The organism is Desulfobaculum bizertense DSM 18034, from assembly GCF_900167065.1.
GTDB classification, from domain to species: domain Bacteria; phylum Desulfobacterota; class Desulfovibrionia; order Desulfovibrionales; family Desulfovibrionaceae; genus Desulfobaculum; species Desulfobaculum bizertense.
Map to the genome: position 1 here is coordinate 48,968 of NZ_FUYA01000006.1, position 22,638 is coordinate 71,605.

Sequence of the window (22,638 nt, forward strand, 5' to 3'; positions counted from 1 at the left end):
TGAACGCGAGCGTTCAAAAAGAAAGGGTTAGAGCGCAAAGAAAAAGAACACACGCCCAGTTAATTAGGCCGAAAAAAAGGGGCCGGATGAAGGGGAAAGCCAACGGCTTTCACTCATCCGGCCCCTTTTATTTCGGGCGAAATCGGGATTCCCAAGGGCCTCGTCCTTGGGCGGGGTCAAGGGGCGGCGCCCCTTGCAGAGCACGAGACAGGGTCTCGTAAACCCACCCACCCCAAAGCCCTTGCAGGGCTTGGGGCAGCGCCCCAATAAAAAACTAAAAAAATACCAACCCGGTGAAATTCAGGGCAATGCAACCTGCGAGCATAGCGGAGAGTTCGCCCCAGATAACGGCAGCGCCGAGAAAGTCGCCATTCATAGCGCCGTGCTTCCGGCCGAGGGAGTAAAGTTCTGTGAGGCCGATTGCGCCGAGACAAAGAACTGGGAGGACATAGCGCCATCCACCGAGGATCCAGGCAAAGAAAAGAACCATGCAAAGATGAAAAAGAGCAACAGGGGTTGTTGCGCCATCCATAGAAAGCTTGCCTTGGCCGGGGCGGGTCATCTTCCGCCCAAGATAGGCGGTGAACACACACATCGCGCGCCCAAAGATAAAGGCGAAAAAGATAAAGCCGTAAGCCTGCGCGGCGAAGAGCTGATGCATGAGAAGCAGCTGACCGGAAAGGCCCATAATGAGGGCAATAACGCCAAAGGCTCCATTGCGGCTATCCTTAACGATCTCCCAAAAACGGTCACCAGTGGCATTGCTGCCCCAGCCGTCAAACAAATCTGCCCAGCCATCCCAGTGAAGCCCACGAGTCAGAGTCAAAGAGCCGCCAAGGAGAAGCCAGGCCTGAATCCACGGTTGCCCGCGTAAAACGCCAACGGCAAAAGGCGTAACCAAAAGCGTTCCGAGAATAAGACCGACAACGCCAAACCACCACATCGCGGCAGCGAAAACGTGATTCTCATACATGCGAGGGGGGGCAAGCCGGGTCAAAAAACCGAGACAGGCGGTAAAGGAATCAATCAGAAATTTCATGCGCGCTCAGACAGGGCCAGAGTTACGGTATCGCCACAGGAGAGGCCCAAAATTTCGGCTGCGGAGATTTGATTTGCGGCGAGTTCCAAAAAGCCCTGACTTCCTTCGAGCACACCGATTTCGGTCGCCTGAAGCTCAGAGTATACCCTGACGCAACGTAAGGAGACAGACGCCTGAAGAGAGCGAAGCTGTACCGCTGCAGCCTGAAAAAGCGAGGTCTTCCAGTCCGTAGCGCTCAGGTTCAAAACAGTGTTGCCAAAGCGGTCAATGTGCAGAACCCGAGCTGTGAGCGTCTGTGCCTGAGAATCCTGCTCCACGCGTGCCCAGTCCTCCTGCATAAGAGAAGAAAGGGGCACAGGGATGCCCAAATGCTCTGGCGGCTCTCCCAAAAGGCGACGAATAGCGAGAGGAGCAAACACATCACGCCCATGAAAGGTGTGACTGGCTTCTGCACCAACAGGACACGAATAGGCAGTCGCAACACCGGGGGCGGAGAGAACGAGGCTCAAAAGCCCGTTGTCCGGTGCGAGAAAGGACTGCCCGGCTTTTTCGAGCAAAACAATGCTGCGGGGCGAGCCGACACCGGGGTCGACAACGGCGACAAACACCGTGCCCTGCGGAAAATGCTTTCGAGATGCTTCGAGAAAAAAACCTGCCTGTTCATAATGAAAAGGCGTGATGTCGTGACTGATGTCCACAATGCGTGCATCGGGACACTGAGAAAGAAAAACCGCTTTCATCTGAGCGACATAGGGGTCGCTTAGGCCAAAGTCCGTCAAGAGAGCAAGTGGGGGGAGCACGCTAGTAGACCTTTCGTTTTGAAAAGTTGTGCCCCAACACATTCAAAGGATTCTCGACAATGGTGAACGCGCAGGGGTCAATGGTGTACACCTTTTCCTCAAGACGCTTGAGCTGCATGTTGTTCACGACGACCATCAGAATACGCTTACGCTTCCCAGAGTAGGCTCCACGCCCGTACAGATAAGTCGCGCCCCGGTGCAAATCTTTCAACACCGCAGCAGCAATATCTTCGGGCCGCTCGGAAATAATGAGCACCATTTTCCGCTGGCTGAACATACCGATGAAGTATTCCATAACCTGCGCGGAGATGTACACGGTCGCGAGGGAATACAGAACACGGTCCATTTCCATGAACATCATGCTGGCTGCAAACAGCGCGAGATTAAAGGCAAAATTTACCGAACCAATGCGGAGGTTATACTTCTGATTCAGAACCACGGCAACGATGTCCGTGCCGCCTGTCGAACCAAGAGAACGAAAGGTAATGCCAACTCCAGCGCCATACACTGAGCCTGCGGCAAGTGCCGCGAGCCATGAGTCATGAATGGGGAGAGTCCACGGAATGAACTCCACAAAAAAACTGACCATGACAGCGCCATACAGGCTGTACATGAAGAAACGGCGGCTGACAAAAAACCAGCCCAAAACAAAAATGGGAAGATTCAAAAAAAGAATCCACTGCCCAGGGCTAAGCCAGCCTGAAAAATAGTAGATCAGGAGTCCGAGGCCTGAAATGCCTCCAGAAATAAACTCATGTGGTACAGCAATGCTTTTGATGCCAAAAGCAAACAATGCAGTACCAAAAGTAATGAGACCCACATTCCACGGCACAGAATACGTAATATCCCGCAATGTTTCCTCCAAAAACAAGACGTGAGCATTTTGTTAGGTGTGTCTTGCTCTTTGTGCCAGTCTTTGCAGACAAAAGATAGTCTGGACTGGTGCGTGATGCAAAATGCCAGCGCCGTGTACATGAAAGCACAACACAACGCAAGACGCCCCACTCTGTGAGCGGGGCGTCAGGGCTGCAATATGCAAAGACAATCAGGAGCTTACGCTCCTGAATATTAATATTTATAATGATCGGGCTTGTAGGGGCCTTCTACGGGAACACCAATGTAATCAGCCTGTTCCTGCGTCAGGGTATCAAGCTTTACACCAAGACGGCCGAGGTGCAGGCGTGCAACTTCTTCGTCAAGGTTCTTGGGAAGAATCATAACCTGTGGCTCGTAGTCATTCTTGGCGAGGTCAAGCTGAGCAAGAGCCTGATTGGTGAAGCTTGCAGACATCACGAAAGAGGGATGACCAGTTGCGCAGCCAAGGTTCACAAGACGGCCCTCGGCGAGCACCAAAATGCTGCGGCCATTCTTGAGAGTCCACTTGTCGACCTGAGGCTTGATGTTCAGGCAGGAGCAGTCAGGATTGTCTTCAAGGTAGGTCATCTCGATTTCGCTGTCGAAGTGACCAATGTTGCAGACAATAGCCTCGTTCTTCATCATCTCCATGTGCTTGCCAGTGATGACGTGGTAGTTGCCGGTGCAGGTCACAAAGATGTCGCCCTGAGAAGCGGCCTCTTCCATTGTGGTCACTTCGTAGCCTTCCATTGCGGCCTGAAGCGCACAAATGGGGTCAACTTCGGTAACGATGACACGGGCACCAAAGCCGCGCATGGACTGGGCGCAGCCCTTGCCGACGTCGCCGTAACCGATGACCACAACAACCTTGCCTGCGATCATGATGTCAGTGGCCCGCTTGATGCCGTCAGCCAGAGACTCGCGGCAACCATACAGGTTGTCGAACTTGGACTTTGTTACAGCATCGTTGACGTTGAACGCGGGGAAAAGCAGCTCGCCCTTTTCCTGCATCTGGTAGAGACGATGCACACCCGTGGTGGTTTCTTCGGAAACGCCACGAATTTTTTTGGCAATGTTCTGCCACTTGGTGGGGTTGGCTTTTACGCTCGCAGCAAGGCGATCCATGATGATCTGGAATTCCTTCACATCGTAGCTTTTCTCGGCGAGAGAGGGGTTCTGCTCAACCTTAACACCCTGATGGATGAAGAGGGTTGCATCACCACCGTCATCAACGATGAGATCCGGGCCGGAACCGTCAGGCCAGGTCAGAGCCATTTCCGTGCACCACCAGTACTCTTCCAGAGACTCACCCTTCCAGGCAAAAACCTTGGCCATGCCGGACTCTGCGATTGCAGCAGCAGCGTGGTCCTGAGTTGAAAAAATATTGCAGGATGCCCAGCGGATGTCTGCACCAAGGGCGTGCAGGGTTTTGATGAGCATAGCGGTCTGGATGGTCATGTGCAGAGAGCCTGTGACCTTGAAGCCCTTGAGGGGCTTTTCGTCGCCGTACTGCTCGATGAGGGCCATAAGACCGGGGACTTCACGCTCGGAGAGCTGCATTTCCTTGTGACCAAAATCAGCAAGCTGAATATCTTTCACCTTGTAGGGAAGATTCTGCTCAAGGGGCTTTACGTCTGCCATTTGTCTTTCCTCCAGAATTATCGTTTCAACGCCTCAAAAACCCGCAACACCAAGCCGGAGGGCAATGGCAGCCGGTCCTCGTGGGCAATCTCAAACCCAATGCCTTTGAGCCATGCCTGCACCACCTCGGGCGCAAAACCAAGCCAGCGGTCGCCGGACTCTGTTCGCATGGACTCTTCCTCGTGCTTCTCGAAGTCAAGAAGCACAAAACGCCCCGAATGCGACAGCACGCGGAACGCTTCTGAAATGCCCTCTCGCGGGGCAGCAAGGTGATGCAGAGACAAACACATCACTGCAAAATCCACCTCGCCATCTGCAAGGGGCAAATGCTCCAGATCTCCAATCCGGAGACTCACCCGACCACTGGCTTCGGCGTGCTCACCAAAAAGACGGTGCGCTTCTGCCAGCATCTCGGGAGAATTATCAACGCCAATCACACGGGCTGCTTTGTGCGCGAGGCTGGCAAGCAGCTCTCCGGTTCCGCAGCCGAGATCTACGGCGCATCGTACACTCTCCATCCGCGACAAGACCAGCTCTTCCACTCGCAGGCCGCCTAGAGTCTTTTGCCTCAGCTGTGACCAGTCTTCGGCAATGGCTCCAAAAAACTCCGCAGTTTCCTGCCGACGGGCGGCAACACACTGGGCCGCAGCGTCAGCGTCCTCCTGCAAGGCAGCTTCGCCAGTAATAAATTCATCAAGCAGACTCAGGTACTCACCCGCAGCGCCAGACTCAGTGGCCCGGTAATAGACCCACTGACCATCACGCCGTGACACAAGTAGCCCAGCCTCAGAAAGTATCTTGAGATGCCGGGAAATGCGTGACTGCTTGAGTTGCAGAACCTCCACAAGCTCGCCCACACTCAGCTCGAAGTCATAAAGGACCCGAAGCAGACGAAGACGAGTCTCGTCAGACAGTGCTTTGGAGAAGTGTAATATTCGCATATTGAGATAACCAAATATGCTATACAGACAGGCGGGTCAAGCGCAGTACAACGAAAAACGCCTCTGCATGGCGTGCACTTCCCATAAAATGGAAGCATTTGTCATACAGAGGCGTTTGATTTCATTTACAGAAACACACGCATAAAAAACTTCGTTACTCTTCGTCCGCCTGTTTTGCAGCAAGTTCCGCAAGCTCAGCAAGCCGACGGTCAACCCGGTGATACAGTGAAGATGAGGGGAACTTCCCAGAAGCCCGCCGGGTTCCGGTTGGAATATCCGTGAGGATTTCGAGAGCCTGATCTATGCTCTCGACCGGGTAAATATGGAACATTCCCTGCCGCACGGCTTCGACAACATCATCACTCAGCATGAGATGAATCACGTTGTCCTTGGGCAAAAGCACGCCCTGCTCTCCGGTCAGTCCGCGACGGCGGCAGACCTGAAAAAAGCCTTCAATCTTCCGGTTAACGCCACCAACAGCCATAATAGCCCCAGACTGGCTCACAGCACCAGTAAAGGCGAGGCTGTGCTTGATCGGCACACCAGACAGAGCAGAAAGCAGTGATGCGAGTTCAGCACCAGAAGCCGAGTCTCCATCAACTTCAACATAGGACTGCTCAAAGCAGAGGCTTCCGGTCAGAACCAGAGGCTTGTCCTGCGCAAAAAGGCGAAGCAGGTAGCTCTTGAGAATCATCATACCCTTGGTATGGATGGGACCACCCAGCTCAGCTTCACGCTCAAGGTCCATGATGCCGCCATGCCCAACGCCAACGGTGCAGGCAATCTGATGCGGCAGACCAAATTCATAGTCGCCATACATGGTCACGGCCAAACCGTTGACCCGGCCCACGGCTTCGCCCGTGGTGGCAACCTTGATGAGCTGACGGTCATAGTCGCCCATAAACTCTTCTTCATAGAGATTGGAGCGGAAATTTCGGTCAGCACGAGCCTTGTCCAGCGTCTCGCGGGTGACAAGCTTTCTGCCCTCGACAACGCTCAGGGCAGAGGCTTCAATCATCAGCTCACGCACCAGCGGAAGCTGGAGAGACATTTTCTTCTGGTCCTCGACCATTCGGGAGGAGTAATCCACCAGCCCGGCCAGTGCCTCGCGATCAAAGGGCAGGAGACCGGAATCAGAAATAATGCGTCCCAGCGTCAGAATATAATTTTTAATATTGGCTGCGGTCCTGTCCACGGCATCCTGCATGTGTGCCTTGAGCTTGAAAAGCTTGCCAAAACGGTCGTCCAGCGTCAGCAGGCTCTCGTACATTTCATCAGTCCCGATGAGCAGTACTTTGACGTCAAGCGGGACAGGCTCAGGCTCAATGCCCTTGGTCCGGGAAATTCCCGGCTCCTGTGAGTCTTCAATCTTGCTTTTGCCAGCACGAAGGGCACGCAGGAGGCCATCCCATGCATCAGCTTCCTGCATCAGGTCTTCCACCCGAAGCACAAGGAAACCGCCATTGGCACGGTGCAGGGCACCGGCCTTAATCAGGGTAAAATCTGTGTACAGGGCACCCAGTTCAGACTGGCGCTCAATGCATCCCAAGAGATTCGTCATGGTGGGGTGATTTTCAAAAATCACCGGTGCACCATCCGTCTCGGAATTGTCCACAAAACGGCTCAGGGTATAGCGATAGAAAAAATCATCCTGCCCAGCATCTGCGGCAAAGGCGAGCGGAGAGGCGGCCTGTGCAGGCTGCGGCAAAAACTTGTCGCGATTTTCCACCACGTCTTCGCGAATTTCCTTGAGAAATTCCACGATACTTTCTTCGGCAGCGTACTTCTCTTCAATAGGCGTCAGGTGGGTATCCAGAACCCCACGGATCATGCCCAGAGTCAGCTCATCCAGTTCAGACTGATACGCTTTTTCTTCCCGGCTAATCTGCCGCAGGTCCTGAGCAAGCTCGGTCTGAATTTCATCGCCTTTTTTCTTGAGGCTGGAACGCAGCGCACTATCGAGCTTGTCGTAATCCAGTTCGGACACGACCTTGCCTTCAACCAGAGGATACAGAGTCAGCTGCCCCTGTTCGTCAACTTCCAGCTCAAAGCCCTGCGTGCTGGCTTTCTGTTCCATGTCGCGCAGATGATCTTCTTTCTTGTTCTGAAAGGTTCTGAGCAGGCTTTCTGTTTTTCGGGCAAAGGACTCCTGCTCAAGGCGTTCAGGAATTTCCTTCCGGATAGCAGCAAGGGCGGTATCCAGACCTTTTCTCAGCGCATTCGCGTCTCCGGGAGGAAGCGACAGGATGCGCGGGCGGTCTGGATCAGAAAAATTAAACACATAGGCCAAATCACGAGGGCAAGGTCGAGCCTTGGCACGTGGTTCCAGAAACCTGCGGACCAGATAGGTCCGGCCAAGATTCGCTTCACCAGCGACAAAAATATTATAGCCCGTGTCTTTGATGGCAAGCCCAAGCTCCAGAGCACGAAATGCGCGCGGCTGCGAACTCTGAATCTTGGCAGAATCGGGGATTTCCCTGCTGTCTGCATACGGAATTTTTTCCGGGGCAAGCTCCGCCCGGAGCCTTTTGACGGAAAGCGGTCTCGGTTTGGCCATGTGTATCCTTCTTTCACCTAAAAAATATTTGCGGCATCTCCCGCTCGCAAGGGTCTATCGACTCCTTTAGGCTTTGTCACCATTTGCCGAAAGCCCACCTGTCTTTTTAGCACGGAATCCATGCCAGAGAACAGCCGTCTTTCTACAGGGTATCGAGAGCAGGATACTCCACGTGCTCAAGACAGAGTCCCTGAGCTGGAGCGGTCTGGTAGGCAATGGCGCGGCGGTCCTGAGCAGCCAGGGCACGTTCAACAACCTCTGGTTCATACTGCCCTCGCCCAATGGCAACGAGCAGCCCAAGCATGTTGCGGACCTGCTGCTTAAGAAAGCCGTTGGCAGAAAGGCGCACCACGCACTCATGCGCAGTCTGGCCCGGATCAAAGCGAAGTGCTGTCAGATTGCGAACCGTGCTTTTGACCGGGGTACCCACATTCTGGAAGGAACAGAAATCATGCTCGCCACAAAAGAATGCAGCGGCAGCCTGCATGGCCTGCATGTTAAGCGGACCAGTCTTCCAGACAAAGGCGCGGCGCTGCGGCAGGAGAAACGCGTTTTCGAGCCACAGGGTATACGCATAGGTCTTTGACAGTGCAGAATAGCGGGAATGGAAGGCGTCGGGGACAATGCGCGCGGAGATGCAGGCTATGTCGTCCGGAAGCAGGGCATTGAGTGCCCGGCGAAAGGTTATCTGGGTCTTGCTGTCTGGAATATCGACGTGCACGACCTGCTCAAGGGCATGCACGCCAGCGTCTGTACGTCCAGAGCCATGTGCCCGCACTGTTTCTCCACAGAGGCGGGCCAAGACCTTTTCCAGCTCTCCCTGAATGGTAGGCTGATCGCTGCGGCCAGCCTGAATTTGCCAGCCGCAGTATGCTGTGCCGTCATAGGCGAGGGTAAGCTGAAGTCGTTTCATCTTTTATTCAAATGGAACCTGGAGGCGAGTCAGCTTTTCGGCCAAGCGGGCGGCTTTCTGAGCTTCGACGAATGTCAAAATCTCGCCAGCCTGACGGCCACGCATGCCTGACAGAATATTGACTGCCTGTTCTTCGTTCATGGTTTGCAGCACCTGAGCGGCCTGCTTTGCTTTCATGTTGGAGAACACTTCAACAAGATGTCGTTCTTTCTTAGACTTCACAGCCTTGGCGTCTTTGAGCATCTGCTGAAGCTGCTGGCGAGTCTTTTGAAGCTCGGCCATATCGCGGGAAATCTTTCGCTCCAGCTTTTTCAGCTCTCGCTCACGGCGATTCAGCTCTTCCTGCTTGTCCATGAGGGCTTCGCGCCCAAGAGGCGTTGTGTTCTCCACCTTTTTCTTTTGCGCGGCAGGGGCAGGAACTGCGGCAGGCTCTTGAGCCGGAGTCTTCTCGGCCTGAGCATGCGCAACAGAAGGCCCATCAACAGCCAGTTGTGCCAGCGTCTGAGTGGCCTTGGGTGCCATATCTGTATGCACAGGTCCAGTGAGAACCGCCTGCCAGCCTAAAAAAGCCAGCAAACAGATTTTCAGGCAGGCAAGCGCCATGATGCCTTTGAGTATTTTACAAAGTCCCAGACGTGTAGCGAATCGTGGCCATTTCATCAGATTCCCTCTGTTCTCGCATATTTTCTTCGTGCAGGAAGGTCTTTTTTTGCGTTTCGCGAAGACGTTCCAGCAACTTCTTTTCTTTTGCCTTTCCAATAAGGTCCTGACGACAGCGGTTAACCCGCTTTGCGCACTGGAACAGCTCTCGGTCAGCCAGATAGATATCCTGTTCCAGCCGACGCTTGTAGTTCCTCCAGAGCCACAGCTCACCAGAGGCGACCTGTGCCTTGCCATCAAGAGACGCCAAGTGCGCGGACAGCGTGTCTCGCAGCTCGTCAAGCTGCCTTGATTTCTGCCTGTGCGCAGCCAGCGCTTTTGCCAGCTCCATCTTGGCCTGCTCTTCGAGCTGAAGCCTGTAGTCCAGAACCCGCTGAAGCTTAAAGCGGAATTTTCCCGGCATGGCTTCCTCCAGAATCTGTCAAAGCTTCGACAGACTTTTTCACGATAGCAGAAAAGTAGCAATAAGCGGGCCGAAAATCCCCAGGTGAGGTTTAGGTTTTGCAAAGCAGGGCAAAACTGCTAGAGAAAGAAGTGTTGCCGGACTGGTGTATCGCACGAGTTACACCCCAAAAAAAGAAATACGGTATTTTTTGGAAAACCGGCAATTTTGCGAGAGGAGTATAGGGTCCATGCATGATTTGCGACAAACCCTCGGGGCCTTACTAAAAAAACACGACCCGGACGGAATGCAGCGCCGATTTCGAAAGCTTTGGCGCAACTGGTCGCGCATTGTCGACGAAGACATTGCGCTCACTGCCCGTCCCATAGGTCACCGGAAACGCATTCTGATTCTTGGAGTCGATGACTCCATGGCCATGCAGAATGTGACCTACTCCTGTCCGCTTATTCTCTATCAAGTCAACGAGTATCTTGGTCAACCTGTTTTTGACAAGGTGATTGCCGAATTGATAAGAGATCGCAAGACCTTAGACACAATTGAGAATAAGGTCGCACCTGCGCCGCGCATCAAGCCTGTCCGGCCTCAGACGCTGGGGAGCAAGCGCCCCAACTTTGAGCCGGGGTCGGCCATAGCCCAGTGCTACGACGCATATGTGAACGTCTTCAAAACTGAAAACGATTCATCCTGTGGCGCCAGCTCTATGACGCAAGGGTATCATTACAAGGAGGATTCAAAATGAGCGAAGAATTGAATATTCAGCTGAAGAAACCACTTGAAAAGATGACCGTGAAGGAACTTCGTGAGCTTGCAATTAACGAGCTTCCTCAGATCACCGGAGCCTCTGGAATGGAAAAAGAGACTCTGCTTGGAACAATCAAAGACATGATGGGCCTCTCCGAAAGCGAACACGCTAATCCGTATAAGCCACAAATTCGCCAGCTTAAGGCACAGATCCAGGAGCTGCGAGAACAAAAGCTGAGTGTTTCTCCACACGAAGCAAAGACAATCCGTCGTAAAATCAATCGCTTAAAGAAAAACACCCGTAAACTGTCTCATTCTGCATAGAAAAAAATTTCAAAAAGTTTTCTATGAGACTTGACAAGAAAGCGGGAAAACCATAAATCCACATTTCCGCGTTGGCGAGTCGTCTAATTGGCAGGACACTGGATTCTGGTCCCAGCAATCAAGGTTCAATCCCTTGCTCGCCAGCCAATTGACTCAACGACATTTACGATGTCCCCATCGTCTAGCCCGGCCCAGGACACCTGCCTTTCACGCAGGCGACGGGGGTTCAAATCCCCCTGGGGACGCCATAAGAAAATACGCCCTTACGACTCTGTCGTAAGGGCTTTTTTCGTTGCTTTTTTTACCTGCTTTCGCGCTACGAAGACCGAGGCAAACGCTTTCCACAGCTCGGGGAGCAGGAATCACATTCCTCTACATCCGAGGCACAGCTCAAAAACGCTTTTCGATCAAGGCTCTCGCACTGACAGCACTGCTGAAGTGATGCCTTGAGCATTGCCCGGCCACGCTGAACCCGCGACTTTGCCCCAGAAAGAGAAAGGCCAGCCTGTTCCGCAAAAGCTTTCTGGGAGCGGCCTTCGACATCACACGCGACAACCGCTTCCCGATACTTTTCAGGCAAATGCTCCAAAAGCGACTGGAGACAATGCGAAATATCCTGAAGCGCCAGCACTGAATCAGAACCAGATTCCTTTGCGACAAACTCACGTGGTCGTTCGGCGACTTTCTCCCGTCCCCGGTAATAATCAATGATTGTGTTTCGTGTGATTTGATACATCCAGCTTTTCAGCCCCTTGCCGTCCCGCACGGAGCCTAAATTCTTATGAATCTTTATGAACACATCGTGCAAAATGTCCTCAGCAAGGGCATCATCCCTCACGTGTCTTTTGATAAAAATCAGAAGACGCTCCCGAAACTCCTCCCAGACATCCTCTGTTTGAACTGAGGGGAAAATATTCTTCCTCTTTTGCATATCAGGTTCCCTTCTCACGTCTATGAGCAGCAGCCATCTGAACACGCACTCGAAACACAGTTACACGCCCCATGCTCCGTGCACTCCTGCATAGGATTCTTTTTATACTCAGCAAGACGCTCTCGTCGAAGAGCATGGAGATCAGGCCTGTCTGCCACAATCTCCATACCATTCTCAGCAGTGGTGGCGCAGGCATACCTCTGCTGACCATTAATTTCGACAACACAAGCCTTGCAACACCCTTTTTTCCTCTTGGCCCTGTAACAGGGGGCCAACAAGGAAAGCCCTCCCTGCTTCGCAACCTCCACAATATTTAATGAAGAATCAATAAACTCAAATCGCTTTCCATCAATCATAACATACATTTCTTTTTCCTCCTCTTTGGTCCTCCACGACAGTAGAGAACAGAGACGTTTCTCCCTCTAAGACGAAAAAAAAGAAAAAAAGACGCAAGATCCCCCAAAAAACATAACCCTCCCTATCCCACACATCTTCCTCCCTCAAATCCTCCCCCGATGCAGGGTGCAGGGGGATGCAATCCCCTTGCCCACCGGAGGTAAAAAAGGCCCAGCCAAACGCACGGGAACGCATAACACACATCCATCTTATCCCACCCACCCCCCCAGTAGACACACACCTCTTCCCACAACCCCAAATTCTCCCCCCGACGCAGGGTGCAGGGGGATGCAATCCCCTTGCCCACCGGAGGTAAAAAAGCCCAGCCAAACGCACGGGGACGCATAACACACATCCATATATCTTATCCCCCCCACCACCCCAGGGGACACACGTCACATCACACTCAACATCACACATACCTCTCTTCCTCCCCTCCGCCCTCAAAATCAGACATCTTATCCCGCCCACCGCCCCAGAAAACACACATCTTGACCCGCCCAGCACCCCACAAAAAAAGAGACAACACAGATCACTCTGCATTGCCTCTTTTCTTTACTGCTGCGCTTTTTCTAAAGGTGTTGGAGCTTCCTCAGAATGGAGCACGACAGGATGGTGAACAAGAAATACCCGCCCGCACGATGCGGAGTGCAGGGGGGAGTGCAATCCCCTTGCTCACCGGAGGTAAAAAATCACAGCCCAAACGCACTAAAGGCGCGTAGACCTGACTAGCTTGTTACAAAAAACTTCTGACCAGAAATGTTTTTGGTGAGATCAGAGCCGAGATAACAGGCCATGTTGGCGATGTCCTCAAGCTTCTGCGCACGGCCAAGAGAGAAACGAGTCGCAATGTCCTTGCGGAACGAAAGCGCATCCTTGGCACCATTGATCTCCAGATTGTTCTTGGACCAAAGCTTGGTGTCGACGGCTCCAGGACAAATGCAATTGATGTTCAAATCGCAGTCCGCGTACTCCTGCGCTACAGCACTGGTAAAAGCGATGATTGCCGCCTTGGATGCGCTGTAATGCGAATACGTGGGCATTGGCTTGTCACCAGACTGGGCTGCAATGTTCACAATCTTGCCGGACTTACGCTCGGCCATGTGCTTGATGACTGCACGGGTCATCAAAAAGGTGCCATACATGTTCACCTTAAACACGTGGTCAAACTCGTCGTATGTCATGCCTTCCAGCTTGACCCGATTGCTCACGCCCGCGTTGTTAACGAGCACATCAATCTTTCCAAAATCCTGAAGAGCCTTGTTTACAGCAGAGGTCACAGAGCTTTCACTGGTCACATCCATTTCTATAAATGAAGCGTTGGGACCAAGAGCTGCAATTGTCCTCTTTGCGCGGTCAGGATTAATGTCCGCGATAACAACGGTTGCGCCTTCCCTGACGAACTGCTGGGCAATAGCTTCACCTATCCCTCTGCCGCCGCCAGTCACAAAGACAACTTTTCCAGATAAATTCAGTTCCATACTCACTCCATTTATAGAGCACAGCAGGCTACGCGACCTGCTGTGCTTCTTGTTTGATCACCTAGCAGAAAATGGAAATACCAGTGGGGTACTTGTGGTCATTGATGATGAGTTTGACATCATACTTTCCACAAAGACCATTTTTGCTGATGCTCAGCTTAACAGCGCGGCTATCGTCTTCGAGGAAGGCACCGGAGCACATTGCGAGGTGGTGCACTGCAGCAGTGTTGACAAAGTAGCCGTGGGTTTCCGGTCCTTCGAGAAGAACCATGACAAGAGTGCCCTTTTCAAACTTGCCGTGGAAAACCATACGGTCTTCGTCTTCTTCCAGCTCAATCTCGTGCTCTGCTGCGGGCAGCTCTGCGACTTCGTCAAGTTCGGGAATCGTGTCAAAGGTCGGAGTAACGTCAAGGTTGCCAAGCAGCTTGCCTTCGCCGAACACAAGGTTTTCACCTTCGTGATACGGAGTCAGCTTTTCTGCACGGTAGAAGTTCCCTTCAACTTCCAGCTCGTACAGGACAACGCCATCTTTTTCTTCGACGGTTACAGAACGAAGTTCAACGCGAGGATCCTTCATATCAAGGAATGCGCCGAGACCCTTTGCAGCATAGCCATCTTCAAAGCCGATACCGCCAGAGTGGATCAGGTAATGTCCTTCTTCATAGAATTCGACATTACTGATGTATGGGGAGAAGAACTCCTGTCCGCGTTCCTTGCCGTACTGCCAGATCTGTTCGATCTCCATCTTGTCAGTATCAATGCGGTAGCGGACGCCCCGGGAGAAGTTGTCCCTGTTTTCGATGTAGTTCTCTTTGTTCTTGGACCGGTACTGGCCATTATCAAAGGCCATGATGTCACCGTTGGGGCAAACAACACATGCGTGCTGCTCGTACTGCCAGTCAAAGTTGTCCAGATCGCCTACCGGGGTGAAGAAATACTTGTCGACCATCTCCTGAGGCCAGCCTTCGGGATCGCCAATGATCCAGTTCAGTTCGCTGGTATCAAAGTCGAAGTTAACGATTGCGTCCTGGTGGCGGCCAGAAATCGTAAGACTGTTGGTCTTTTTGTCGTAGCAGACTGCGTTGTTGTGGAACCAGTCATGAGCGTCCTGAGAACCGGAGCCTGCAACGTCCTGAGGCAGGAAGTTCTTGTAATCCCAGCTCTTGAGGATTTCACCGGTGTTCTTGTCCAGAAGCACCAGCATGTCTTCGACGGTGTCGGTGGTGAAGTCCTGAGAGAGAGCCAGAATGTTGCCGTCTTCCATCTCCCACTGATCGTGGTGATAGTTGCCGGGCATACGGTACTCTTTATGAATCTTGCCGAGCATGTTGATCTCGACCAGACCTGTAGAGTTGTAAGGCATTCTGCTGAAACGGTGAGAACCAGTCAGGAGGTTGCCGTTTGCAATGCGCTTGATGTCAAACATGGTGTTGACGGTCAGCATCCAGCGGAGGTCGCCCTTGTAGTCGTATGCGGTAGGCAGATTTTTGCCAGCCGGAGACAGGAACATGAAGTTGTCGCCAAGGTAGTCCAGAGAAGTGTGGACATTCAGGCAACGGCAGACTTCTTCGGGAAGCACGCCAGTGGTGATGGAGAAGGTCTGAGACTCACCGTTGGACAGCGCCACAGTCACCTTGTTTTCAAAATCTTCGTAGAGGCCGATGACCGGGATAGCGTGGCTGGTTCCCTTGGGGAAGCTGTGAGTCAGGTTCTCACGCTCGTAGCGCTTGCCGTGGACGGTCATGGTCACTTCGACTTCTTCTTCAGTCTTGAAGAGAATCAGAGCGCACAGGGGGTTAATCAGGTACGGATTGGCAATAACGTGTGCTTTTGCCAAACAAGGCTTTTCTGCTTCAAAAGCGGCAAGGAATGCCTTTTCTGCACGGTTCTGCTTGGTTACCAAATGCTCATCGTAAACATAGTTCATTCTGGTCATTTCACTTCTCCCTATGCGTTCAGCTTTTCGATTTCTTTAACAATAGCGGGTTTCTGCTTCAGTCCTTCGAGGCGGCTGACTTCTTCACCATTCTTCATGAACAGCAAAGTCGGGAAGCCCTTGACGCCACAGCGTTCTTTAAGTTCCTGATTTTCATCAAAATCAATTGTGTAGATAGGAAAATCGGGATTGTTCTTGTCGATGTCTTTCAGAACAAAGGCAAGCATCTTACAGGGTCCACAGGTCTTGGAATAAAATTCCACGAGCATGGTGCCGGTCTTGTCCAGAGCATCAAATTCAGCGGTGTTCAGTTCTTTAATCATGATTCTTTTCCCTTCCTATCCACGGAGACTTTCAACATATTTAGCTGCGGTGTTTGCAGCGATAGCACCATCAGAGCATGCGGTAATGACCTGGCGAAGGCGTTTTGCCGTAATGTCGCCAGCACCAAACACGCCGGTCACAGAGGTCTTCATCTCACCGTCAACGGTGATGCAGCCGAACTTGTCCAAAACACCAAGCTCGCTAAAGGACTCTGAAGATGGCTTGAGACCAATGTATTCGAAGACACCGTCGCACTCGACAAAGCGTTCTGTGCCGTCTTCCTTGGTCGACTTAAATTTCACACCACTCAGGCTGGTGTCGCCAGTAAATTCAAGGATATCCTGGTAGGGATATACCGTGACGTTTTCCATAGCGCGGAGCTTGTCACAGGCCTTGGGATCTGCGGTGAGATCAAAAAGTGTCACAACAGTCAGCTTGTTCACGATACCCGCGAGGTAAATGGACTCTTCAACAGCGGAGTTGCCGCCACCGATAACCACAACGTCCTTGCCGCGGAACTGTGCGCCGTCACAAATTGCGCACCAGCTAATGCCTGCACCAGTGAACTGGTCTTCGCCGGGAACGCCGAGCTTGCGGGGAACTGTACCGGTTGCCAGAATCACAGCAGAAGCTTCGTATTCCGTGCCGTCCTCTTCGCACTTCACGATCTTCTTTTCGCCACGATCTTCGATCTCAAGAACAGTCTTGTAATCAAACTCAACGCCCAGAAGCTGGGTGTGCTCAAACATCTTGATGCTGAGTTCTGCACCGCTAATGACGCCCTGTCCTGTGTAGTTTTCGATCTCATTGGTATTGATGATCGCACCACCGGGAGCGAGGCGGTCCAGCATAAGAACTTTCATGTTTGCACGAACTGCGTAAATTGCCGCGGTCATGCCAGCAGGGCCAGCGCCGATGATAATTACGTCGTATGAATTCACGATATCCTCCTAGCTGAATAATATTTGTGAGAGAGGAAGACCGACGAGTATCAGGACCGCAACAACGATTCCTGAGGCAATAACGGTGTGTTTTGCCACGTCCTTGGTCGAAATCCACTCACTGTTGTCATAAAGAATTGCGGCAAATGGGGATGCAGCTGGCGTCGCGGCTGCAATGAGCACGACGTAGAAGAAGCAGGCCATAATGGGGCCAGAGCTAAAGCCAAAAGCATCACAGATTGCGAGGAGAACCGGAGACAGGACCAAGCCAGCCACAACAGAGTTGAAGAAGTTGGTCAGAACGATGCCAATCACAATGACTGCAATCCCCAGAGTTGTGTAACTCATGCCATAGAGAGAATCTCTCAGCAGATACTCCATGAAAATCGAAACGTTGGTCACCTTTGAGGTCATTGCTCCGCCCAGAAGGAAAGCTACAGCCACAAGGAAGTACGTTTTCCATGGAAACACAGCGTTGGTCTTTGTCAGGTCTGCAACGGGCTTACCCTTCAGGTGAATAGCCGTCGCAAGGAAGACAATGATCAGCGTGCCGCACAGTGCATTTGCGCTCAGGAATGCTCCGAGCATATTATCTTTTCCAATAATGCCGGGCAGCAGCAGCCACAGGGCATAGAAGAAAAAGAGTCCAACAATTATTTTGTGCCTCAGTGTCAGAGGAGGAAGCTTGTCTTTTTTCAAGATTTCGACATCAAGCGTTTTCAGTGGGGAGACATCCACCCGGAAAATGAAACGCATGGCGAAGAGCATCGCTCCAATGCAGAGGAGAGAAATAATAAATCCAAAGAGGAGATATATTGAGAGATTCAAAGGCTGGATATTCAGCTCTGGTGCGGAATGGGCGAGGTTCTGCATATTACTCAGCAGATAAAACGCACCGCCTTTGATGGGATCGGTCGCGAAAGAAAGCAGCGCCATCATCATGGTATAGACAATCATAAGGGACACATAGGAGTCGCCTTTCTTAAAGCCTACGTAATTAAAGATGATGTACAGCGCGGGCCACATCAGGAAGCAGGATGTGGTTTGTTCCAGAAAGGCAACAATATAGGTGCCGAAAAGAATGGTTGCAGTAAACAGCCACGGCCTGCCCTGAATGAGTTTACGGGTCATAAACCATCGTGCTAGGTAAACCGAAAGATTGCTTTCAATAATTATAGCTGCGAATGCAAATAAGAAGAAAATCATAACAGTCATGGGATTTCCCATGAACATGCTCAAAACCTTTGGCATTGCAGCGTAGTCACTCATGCCAAGCATGATGACGCCCAGAAATCCGGGCCATAAAGTATCTACAAAGGTCCAAAGGTAGATAACGCCGATAAAAAGCGTTACGACCGTGACACCGATGGGAGAGATGGAAAGCAGCACCCCACCGTCAACCTGAGGGAAACCCATCGAAATGAGCTTGTCGGATGCAGGCACAACCATTGTTGGAGCGGACAGAAAACGTCCAAAGAACATTATACTGCATCCAATAAGAATATGGATGACTCGCATCATATCGACATTTCGAAGTCTATCTTGCATGAGAATTCCTTGCCCAAAAAGGTAAAACAACGGCGCCACAACTCTCGGATATATGCCGCGAGTTCTGGGCAAAAAAAGTAGCTCAGACTAGGTTGTGAAAAAAATAATTAGAAAAAAGCACGGAAAAAGCCCATGACAGTAGGGATAAACGCCAAAGAATATGAATTAATTCTGAGAGATATGGGAACAGAGATAACTGTTCCGAAGGGAAAACAGCTTTCGCAGAAAAACGTCTATTATCTCAAAAGAGGCGTCTGCGCGCTGACATATCACACGGAAAAGGGGGACGAGAGTTCCTATTTGTATTTCAAGTCTGGGACGCTGATGAACTTTTTGCGCTCGATTGTGCACTCTGTTGGAATCGGTACAGAAATCACCACCAAACGAATCCTGAACGTCAATCACTGCATTCGCACCAAAACGGAATGCACTCTGCTCGGAATTGATGGTGAAAAATTCATGAAATGCACCGAAGAATACCCAGAGCTGAACAAACTGCTGCTGCGCTCCGTGACGGAAAACCTTATCAACCTGCTCGCACTTTCAACAGGCATCGTCTCTCGCCCCGCAGGAAGCCGAGTGTGCCAGCTGCTGCTCGACTTCATGTCCGACGATACCCCGCCCCAGTTCCCTCGCTACCTGACCTACAACGAAATAGCCTTCCACCTCTCTATGCACGTCATCACCGTGACCAAAATCTTTAAAGCTCTGAAAGACCAGCACATCATCTCAAAACGAGGACAGGGGGGGACAATCCTGAACCCCGAACGGCTGCGAGCTATTGCCCACGAAGAGGAAGAACTCGTTTACTAATTCCACCACAGTCCTAACAACACACCTCATCCCACCCACATTCATAACTGCACATCTTTTCCCGCCCACCGCCCCCATTGCGGGGTGCAGGGGGATGCAATCCCCTTGCCCACCGGAGGTAAAAAAAGCGCCGATCCACCACACCGAACCGCACAACACACATATCTAAACCAGCCAACCGCCCTAAAAAACACATCTCTTTTCCCTCCAACAGTCCCAACAGCACACCCCATCCCGCCCGCCGCCCAAAAGCATAAAAAAAGCCCCCCAGAACACTGAGGGGCACACGCTGAGAGGCTCCGAGAGCTACGCGTCGGCGAAACGCATAATTTCATCAATGCCCTTGCGAGGAGTCGCGGCGGCTTTACCTTCTTCGTGGCCATACACGATGAGGGCGGCGACCGTCTCATCCTCTGGAAGATGAACAATCTCGGAAATGGATTTATCGTTAATCACACCCATGATACAGGTGCCAACGCCTTTCTCATGAGCGGCAAGACAAAAAGTCTGACAGGCAATGCCAGCATCAAAAACTTCCCAAACACTGGCCTTTGACGTGACGTAATCCCCGCCATCAAGCTTGCCGCTCTTGCCTTTGACGAAACTCAACACAGCCACGCCCTTGGCATTCTTGAGCGTGTTGATGTTGTAAACAAAATCATTCACACCATCCGTGGCGAGCTTCTTGATGAGATTTGGATCATCCACAAGAGTATACCGGGCGACTTGATAATTCGCCCATGAGGGCGCCCAACGGGCAATGTCGATAATCTCACGCATAAGATCTCGACTTACTTTCTGATCCTTAAACTTGCGAACACTGCGCCGTTCTTTGATCATCTCAACTGCATCCATGATGACTCCTTGCAACGCTATGATTTTACAGGGACCTGCGTCCAAAAGCTCCCGCAGTCTGCCATAATTCCATGAATCCCCTTTATACCACGAGCGGAAAAGAAAAACACGTAGGCAGCTTTTCCATACGAAGTCGCTTAAAAGTTACCTCAAAATATACATATCTCATCCCGCCCACCGCCCCCATTGCGGGGTGCAGGGGGAGGCAATCCCCTTGCCCACCGGAGGTAAAAAAAGCGCCGATCCACCACACCAAACCGCACAACACACATCTAAACCAGCCAACCGCCCTAACACTCATATCTCATCCCCCCCGCCCCAAAAGCATAAAAAAAGCCCCCCAGAACACTGAGGGGCACAAAAACAACGACGAGAAACGCCTTACTGGCGCTGCATCTCGTGAAGAACATCCATGAGTTCCTCGGCCTGCAATGACAACTCCCTGAGTGCATTGGCGGCTTCGTTCATGGACTCGTTTGTTTCAATGGAAATCCGGCTCACCTCTTCGGTCGCCCGATTGATCTCGTCCGAGGTCGTGGCCTGCTGCTCTGAGGCAGTGGCAATGGCCCGAACCTGATCTGCGGTTGAGTCGGCAATGTTGACGATGTTTGAAAGCGACTTTCCAGAACGCTCGGCCTGCTCCGTACTCTGCTCAACAACGTCGACAACGGCCTCCATCTTCTTGATGTTCCGACGAGTGCCAGACTGAATAGCAGAAATGGCAGTGCCGACTTCACTGGTGGCGTCCATGGTCTTCTCAGCAAGCTTGCGGACCTCATCGGCAACAACGGCAAAACCGCGCCCCGCTTCACCGGCACGAGCGGCTTCAATGGCAGCGTTCAGAGCCAAAAGATTGGTCTGATCTGCAACGTCAGAAATAACGTCCATGATGCGGCCAATGCCTTCGGCCTGCTCACCAAGCTCATTCAGCCCCTGCTTCATCTCGTTAACACGAGTGTTGATCTCTTCAATGGAAGAAATTGCATCGTTGACGACACCAGAACCTTCAGATGCACGATCCTTTGAATCGTTGGCATTCTTCGCGGCTTCTGCGGCATTCCGCGCAACTTCCAAAACCGTGGCGTTCATCTCTTCCATGGCGGTCACAATCTCACTCATGCGGCCCTGCTGCACGGTCGCACCTGTGCTAGACTGCTTCACTTGAGCAGAAAGACGCTCAGTGTCCTCAGCAATGCGGTCGGCAACACCTTCAATGCGTCCAGCAGCTTCCAGAATGCCACGCTTGAGAGCACGCTCACCCTCACGCTTGGCCTCTTCACTTTCACGAACAGCATCCTCGGCAATGCGAGCTTTTTCCTTGGCCTGCTCTGCATTTTTTTCGGCCTGTGACAACGCTTCGACGGCCTGATCTGTCATGCTCGACAAACTGTGCAGCATGTCGAGGACCTCACCAGCATAACCAGAGTCGGACGGCAGAGTGCTGGTGTCTGCAAATGAGGTATCTGCAATACGTCTGGCGGCTCTGGCCATGACGATAAGGGGATTAGAAATACGAGCAGCGACAAACCACATGCCCAGCAAACCAAGGAGCAAAAGAATCAGGGCAACACCACTCATCATGGTGACGGCACTCCAGGCCTGCTCGTTGATGTAGCTCTGCGGAAGGGTAACGACGACACTCCACGGACGGCTTGTCTTTCCTACACGAAACGGAACAACGATTTGATGGGCCCCTGTCCTTTCATCAAAGAGCGCCACGCGCTGCCCCTGATTAATCGCATTCGCAATTTTCCCCGCATCCTCTGGGAAAATCGTGTCCAGAGAAACCGCAGTCCTGCTTTTTCCCTCGGAGGCGGCAACAACCTCTCCTCCGTTGGAAACAATGTACATCTCACCACAGCCATCAACGGTGTGCTTGCCTTCGACCAAAGTTTGCAGGGAAGTCATATCAAGGTCGGTACCAGCCATACCCACAAATTCACCGTGAACATGGATCGGGGCAACCATTGACGAAATGTAATAGCGCTGACCTGATGCCATATAATAATATGGTTCGGTCATGGTTTCCCGGCCAGTGCGCTTTGGGCGCTGATAAAACTCTGCGGTGTCATACCCGGCCAGAGGCTCTACATGGATGCTTCCATCTGAGGTCTGAAACCAGTATGGAAGGAAGCGACCTGTTTCATCATGGCCTTTTGTGTTGGCATATACGTAGTCTTTGCCGTCAAAAGCGTTGGTCTCCCAGAGGGAGTAACATGCAAAAACAAAAGAATGATTTTTCAAAACATTCTTGAGCATGGTGTTCACTTCGGTACGGTCCAGATTCCCAGTATCCCTCAAACCAGAAAGAGAAATGGCCATTGTTCGAGAAATGGCCATTGCCTCGTTCATATTACCCTGCACTCTGGTCGAAAAATTCGTCGCGATTGCCGTCGCGTTGTGCATGGTTGCCTCGGAAGTCGTTTTCCAAAGGTTTCGGCCAGCAAGAAAAATTAACGCTCCCACTGTAATGAGAAAAATCAGGCCAGAAAACGCCGTAATCCTCACCTTTATTGAATCTAATCTCATCGTATACTTC

21 protein-coding genes and 2 tRNA genes are annotated in these 22,638 nt (G+C 51.9%); 5 read left to right on the top strand and 18 right to left on the bottom strand.

Annotated elements, in window-relative coordinates:
- Positions 1-274 precede the first annotated feature (274 nt).
- From B5D23_RS09740 to fliJ, 9 genes are all read right to left on the bottom strand, one after another.
- Entirely contained in the window at positions 275-1,039 is a 765-nt protein-coding gene (locus B5D23_RS09740; RefSeq protein ID WP_078685250.1) for an adenosylcobinamide-GDP ribazoletransferase, read from the bottom strand.
- Complete coding sequence (locus B5D23_RS09745; RefSeq protein ID WP_234985085.1) at positions 1,036-1,839, bottom strand: SAM hydrolase/SAM-dependent halogenase family protein; 804 nt, start codon at positions 1,837-1,839, stop codon at positions 1,036-1,038. The genes B5D23_RS09740 and B5D23_RS09745 overlap by 4 nt, the downstream gene beginning before the upstream one ends.
- Position 1,840: 1 nt before the next feature.
- A complete protein-coding gene (locus B5D23_RS09750) occupies positions 1,841-2,692 on the bottom strand; it encodes a YitT family protein (RefSeq protein ID WP_233813404.1) in 852 nt (283 codons plus the stop codon).
- A 215-nt stretch (positions 2,693-2,907) separates the two neighbouring features.
- The gene (ahcY, locus tag B5D23_RS09755) at positions 2,908-4,335 is read right to left on the bottom strand and encodes an adenosylhomocysteinase (RefSeq protein WP_078685252.1); all 1,428 of its coding nucleotides are present in this window, start codon (positions 4,333-4,335) and stop codon (positions 2,908-2,910) included.
- Positions 4,336-4,352: 17 nt separating this feature from the next.
- Positions 4,353-5,276, bottom strand: coding sequence for an ArsR/SmtB family transcription factor (locus B5D23_RS09760; protein WP_078685253.1), 924 nt, complete (start codon positions 5,274-5,276; stop codon positions 4,353-4,355).
- Between the two features lie 154 nt (positions 5,277-5,430).
- The gene (locus tag B5D23_RS09765; protein ID WP_078685254.1) at positions 5,431-7,833 is read right to left on the bottom strand and encodes a Lon protease family protein; all 2,403 of its coding nucleotides are present in this window, start codon (positions 7,831-7,833) and stop codon (positions 5,431-5,433) included.
- Between the two features lie 142 nt (positions 7,834-7,975).
- A complete protein-coding gene (gene truA, locus B5D23_RS09770; RefSeq protein ID WP_078685255.1) occupies positions 7,976-8,746 on the bottom strand; it encodes a tRNA pseudouridine(38-40) synthase TruA in 771 nt (256 codons plus the stop codon).
- A gap of 3 nt (positions 8,747-8,749) precedes the next feature.
- A complete protein-coding gene (locus B5D23_RS09775; protein ID WP_144012600.1) occupies positions 8,750-9,406 on the bottom strand; it encodes a MotE family protein in 657 nt (218 codons plus the stop codon).
- Positions 9,366-9,809: a flagellar export protein FliJ gene (gene fliJ, locus B5D23_RS09780; protein ID WP_078685257.1), complete on the bottom strand. Its 444-nt coding sequence runs from the start codon at positions 9,807-9,809 to the stop codon at positions 9,366-9,368. The genes B5D23_RS09775 and fliJ overlap by 41 nt, the downstream gene beginning before the upstream one ends.
- 229 nt (positions 9,810-10,038) lie before the next feature.
- Between fliJ and B5D23_RS09785 the strand changes: the two genes are divergently transcribed.
- The 4 genes from B5D23_RS09785 to B5D23_RS09800 all read left to right on the top strand — a co-directional run bounded on the left by B5D23_RS09785 (position 10,039) and on the right by B5D23_RS09800 (position 11,122).
- Complete coding sequence (locus B5D23_RS09785) at positions 10,039-10,548, top strand: DciA family protein (RefSeq protein WP_078685258.1); 510 nt, start codon at positions 10,039-10,041, stop codon at positions 10,546-10,548.
- Positions 10,545-10,874: a guided entry of tail-anchored proteins factor 1 gene (locus B5D23_RS09790; protein ID WP_078685259.1), complete on the top strand. Its 330-nt coding sequence runs from the start codon at positions 10,545-10,547 to the stop codon at positions 10,872-10,874. The genes B5D23_RS09785 and B5D23_RS09790 overlap by 4 nt, the downstream gene beginning before the upstream one ends.
- A 72-nt stretch (positions 10,875-10,946) precedes the next feature.
- Positions 10,947-11,021 (top strand) — tRNA-Gln (locus B5D23_RS09795).
- Positions 11,022-11,044: 23 nt separating this feature from the next.
- A tRNA-Glu gene (locus B5D23_RS09800) sits at positions 11,045-11,122 on the top strand.
- Positions 11,123-11,190: 68 nt separating this feature from the next.
- Here B5D23_RS09800 and sigZ read toward each other — a convergent pair.
- From sigZ to B5D23_RS09840, 7 genes are all read right to left on the bottom strand, one after another.
- Positions 11,191-11,805 carry an RNA polymerase sigma factor SigZ gene (gene sigZ, locus B5D23_RS09805; protein ID WP_078685260.1) on the bottom strand — a complete coding sequence of 205 codons (615 nt, stop codon included), beginning with the start codon at positions 11,803-11,805 and terminating at the stop codon, positions 11,191-11,193.
- 20 nt (positions 11,806-11,825) lie between these two features.
- Positions 11,826-12,170, bottom strand: a complete 345-nt coding sequence (locus B5D23_RS15355; protein ID WP_078685261.1) for a 2Fe-2S iron-sulfur cluster-binding protein — start codon at positions 12,168-12,170, stop codon at positions 11,826-11,828.
- Between the two features lie 759 nt (positions 12,171-12,929).
- Positions 12,930-13,682 (bottom strand): SDR family NAD(P)-dependent oxidoreductase, encoded by a 753-nt coding sequence (locus B5D23_RS09820; RefSeq protein ID WP_078685263.1) that lies wholly within the window; start codon positions 13,680-13,682, stop codon positions 12,930-12,932.
- Positions 13,683-13,743: 61 nt separating this feature from the next.
- On the bottom strand, positions 13,744-15,618 hold the full coding sequence (locus B5D23_RS09825; protein ID WP_200803652.1) for an aryl-sulfate sulfotransferase: 1,875 nt from the start codon (positions 15,616-15,618) through the stop codon (positions 13,744-13,746).
- Between the two features lie 11 nt (positions 15,619-15,629).
- Entirely contained in the window at positions 15,630-15,941 is a 312-nt protein-coding gene (locus B5D23_RS09830) for a thioredoxin family protein (protein ID WP_078685264.1), read from the bottom strand.
- Positions 15,942-15,956: 15 nt separating this feature from the next.
- Positions 15,957-16,883, bottom strand: coding sequence for an NAD(P)/FAD-dependent oxidoreductase (locus tag B5D23_RS09835; protein WP_144012601.1), 927 nt, complete (start codon positions 16,881-16,883; stop codon positions 15,957-15,959).
- Between the two features lie 9 nt (positions 16,884-16,892).
- Positions 16,893-18,431 (bottom strand): hypothetical protein, encoded by a 1,539-nt coding sequence (locus tag B5D23_RS09840; RefSeq protein WP_078685266.1) that lies wholly within the window; start codon positions 18,429-18,431, stop codon positions 16,893-16,895.
- Between the two features lie 132 nt (positions 18,432-18,563).
- Here B5D23_RS09840 and B5D23_RS09845 point away from each other — a divergent pair, with 132 nt between their 5' ends.
- The gene (locus B5D23_RS09845) at positions 18,564-19,244 is read left to right on the top strand and encodes a Crp/Fnr family transcriptional regulator (protein WP_078685267.1); all 681 of its coding nucleotides are present in this window, start codon (positions 18,564-18,566) and stop codon (positions 19,242-19,244) included.
- Between the two features lie 306 nt (positions 19,245-19,550).
- Here B5D23_RS09845 and B5D23_RS09850 read toward each other — a convergent pair whose 3' ends face one another.
- Together B5D23_RS09850 and B5D23_RS09855 are read right to left on the bottom strand one after the other, a co-directional pair.
- A complete protein-coding gene (locus B5D23_RS09850) occupies positions 19,551-20,099 on the bottom strand; it encodes a nitroreductase family protein (RefSeq protein WP_078685268.1) in 549 nt (182 codons plus the stop codon).
- 381 nt (positions 20,100-20,480) lie between these two features.
- On the bottom strand, positions 20,481-22,628 hold the full coding sequence (locus B5D23_RS09855; RefSeq protein ID WP_078685269.1) for a methyl-accepting chemotaxis protein: 2,148 nt from the start codon (positions 22,626-22,628) through the stop codon (positions 20,481-20,483).
- Positions 22,629-22,638: the final 10 nt, after the last annotated feature.

What these genes read in the sequence shown, in the direction of transcription:
- B5D23_RS09740 (WP_078685250.1), bottom strand. Translation starts at nt 1,039, where the DNA reads ATGAAATTTCTGATTGATTCCTTTACCGCCTGTCTCGGTTTTTTGACC.
- ahcY (WP_078685252.1), bottom strand. Translation starts at nt 4,335, where the DNA reads ATGGCAGACGTAAAGCCCCTTGAGCAGAATCTTCCCTACAAGGTGAAA.
- B5D23_RS09760 (WP_078685253.1), bottom strand. Translation starts at nt 5,276, where the DNA reads ATGCGAATATTACACTTCTCCAAAGCACTGTCTGACGAGACTCGTCTT.
- B5D23_RS09765 (WP_078685254.1), bottom strand. Translation starts at nt 7,833, where the DNA reads ATGGCCAAACCGAGACCGCTTTCCGTCAAAAGGCTCCGGGCGGAGCTT.
- truA (WP_078685255.1), bottom strand. Translation starts at nt 8,746, where the DNA reads ATGAAACGACTTCAGCTTACCCTCGCCTATGACGGCACAGCATACTGC.
- B5D23_RS09775 (WP_144012600.1), bottom strand. Translation starts at nt 9,406, where the DNA reads ATGAAATGGCCACGATTCGCTACACGTCTGGGACTTTGTAAAATACTC.
- fliJ (WP_078685257.1), bottom strand. Translation starts at nt 9,809, where the DNA reads ATGCCGGGAAAATTCCGCTTTAAGCTTCAGCGGGTTCTGGACTACAGG.
- B5D23_RS09785 (WP_078685258.1), top strand. Translation starts at nt 10,039, where the DNA reads ATGCATGATTTGCGACAAACCCTCGGGGCCTTACTAAAAAAACACGAC.
- B5D23_RS09790 (WP_078685259.1), top strand. Translation starts at nt 10,545, where the DNA reads ATGAGCGAAGAATTGAATATTCAGCTGAAGAAACCACTTGAAAAGATG.
- sigZ (WP_078685260.1), bottom strand. Translation starts at nt 11,805, where the DNA reads ATGCAAAAGAGGAAGAATATTTTCCCCTCAGTTCAAACAGAGGATGTC.
- B5D23_RS15355 (WP_078685261.1), bottom strand. Translation starts at nt 12,170, where the DNA reads ATGTATGTTATGATTGATGGAAAGCGATTTGAGTTTATTGATTCTTCA.
- B5D23_RS09820 (WP_078685263.1), bottom strand. Translation starts at nt 13,682, where the DNA reads ATGGAACTGAATTTATCTGGAAAAGTTGTCTTTGTGACTGGCGGCGGC.
- B5D23_RS09825 (WP_200803652.1), bottom strand. Translation starts at nt 15,618, where the DNA reads ATGACCAGAATGAACTATGTTTACGATGAGCATTTGGTAACCAAGCAG.
- B5D23_RS09830 (WP_078685264.1), bottom strand. Translation starts at nt 15,941, where the DNA reads ATGATTAAAGAACTGAACACCGCTGAATTTGATGCTCTGGACAAGACC.
- B5D23_RS09840 (WP_078685266.1), bottom strand. Translation starts at nt 18,431, where the DNA reads ATGCAAGATAGACTTCGAAATGTCGATATGATGCGAGTCATCCATATT.
- B5D23_RS09845 (WP_078685267.1), top strand. Translation starts at nt 18,564, where the DNA reads ATGACAGTAGGGATAAACGCCAAAGAATATGAATTAATTCTGAGAGAT.
- B5D23_RS09850 (WP_078685268.1), bottom strand. Translation starts at nt 20,099, where the DNA reads ATGGATGCAGTTGAGATGATCAAAGAACGGCGCAGTGTTCGCAAGTTT.
- B5D23_RS09855 (WP_078685269.1), bottom strand. Translation starts at nt 22,628, where the DNA reads ATGAGATTAGATTCAATAAAGGTGAGGATTACGGCGTTTTCTGGCCTG.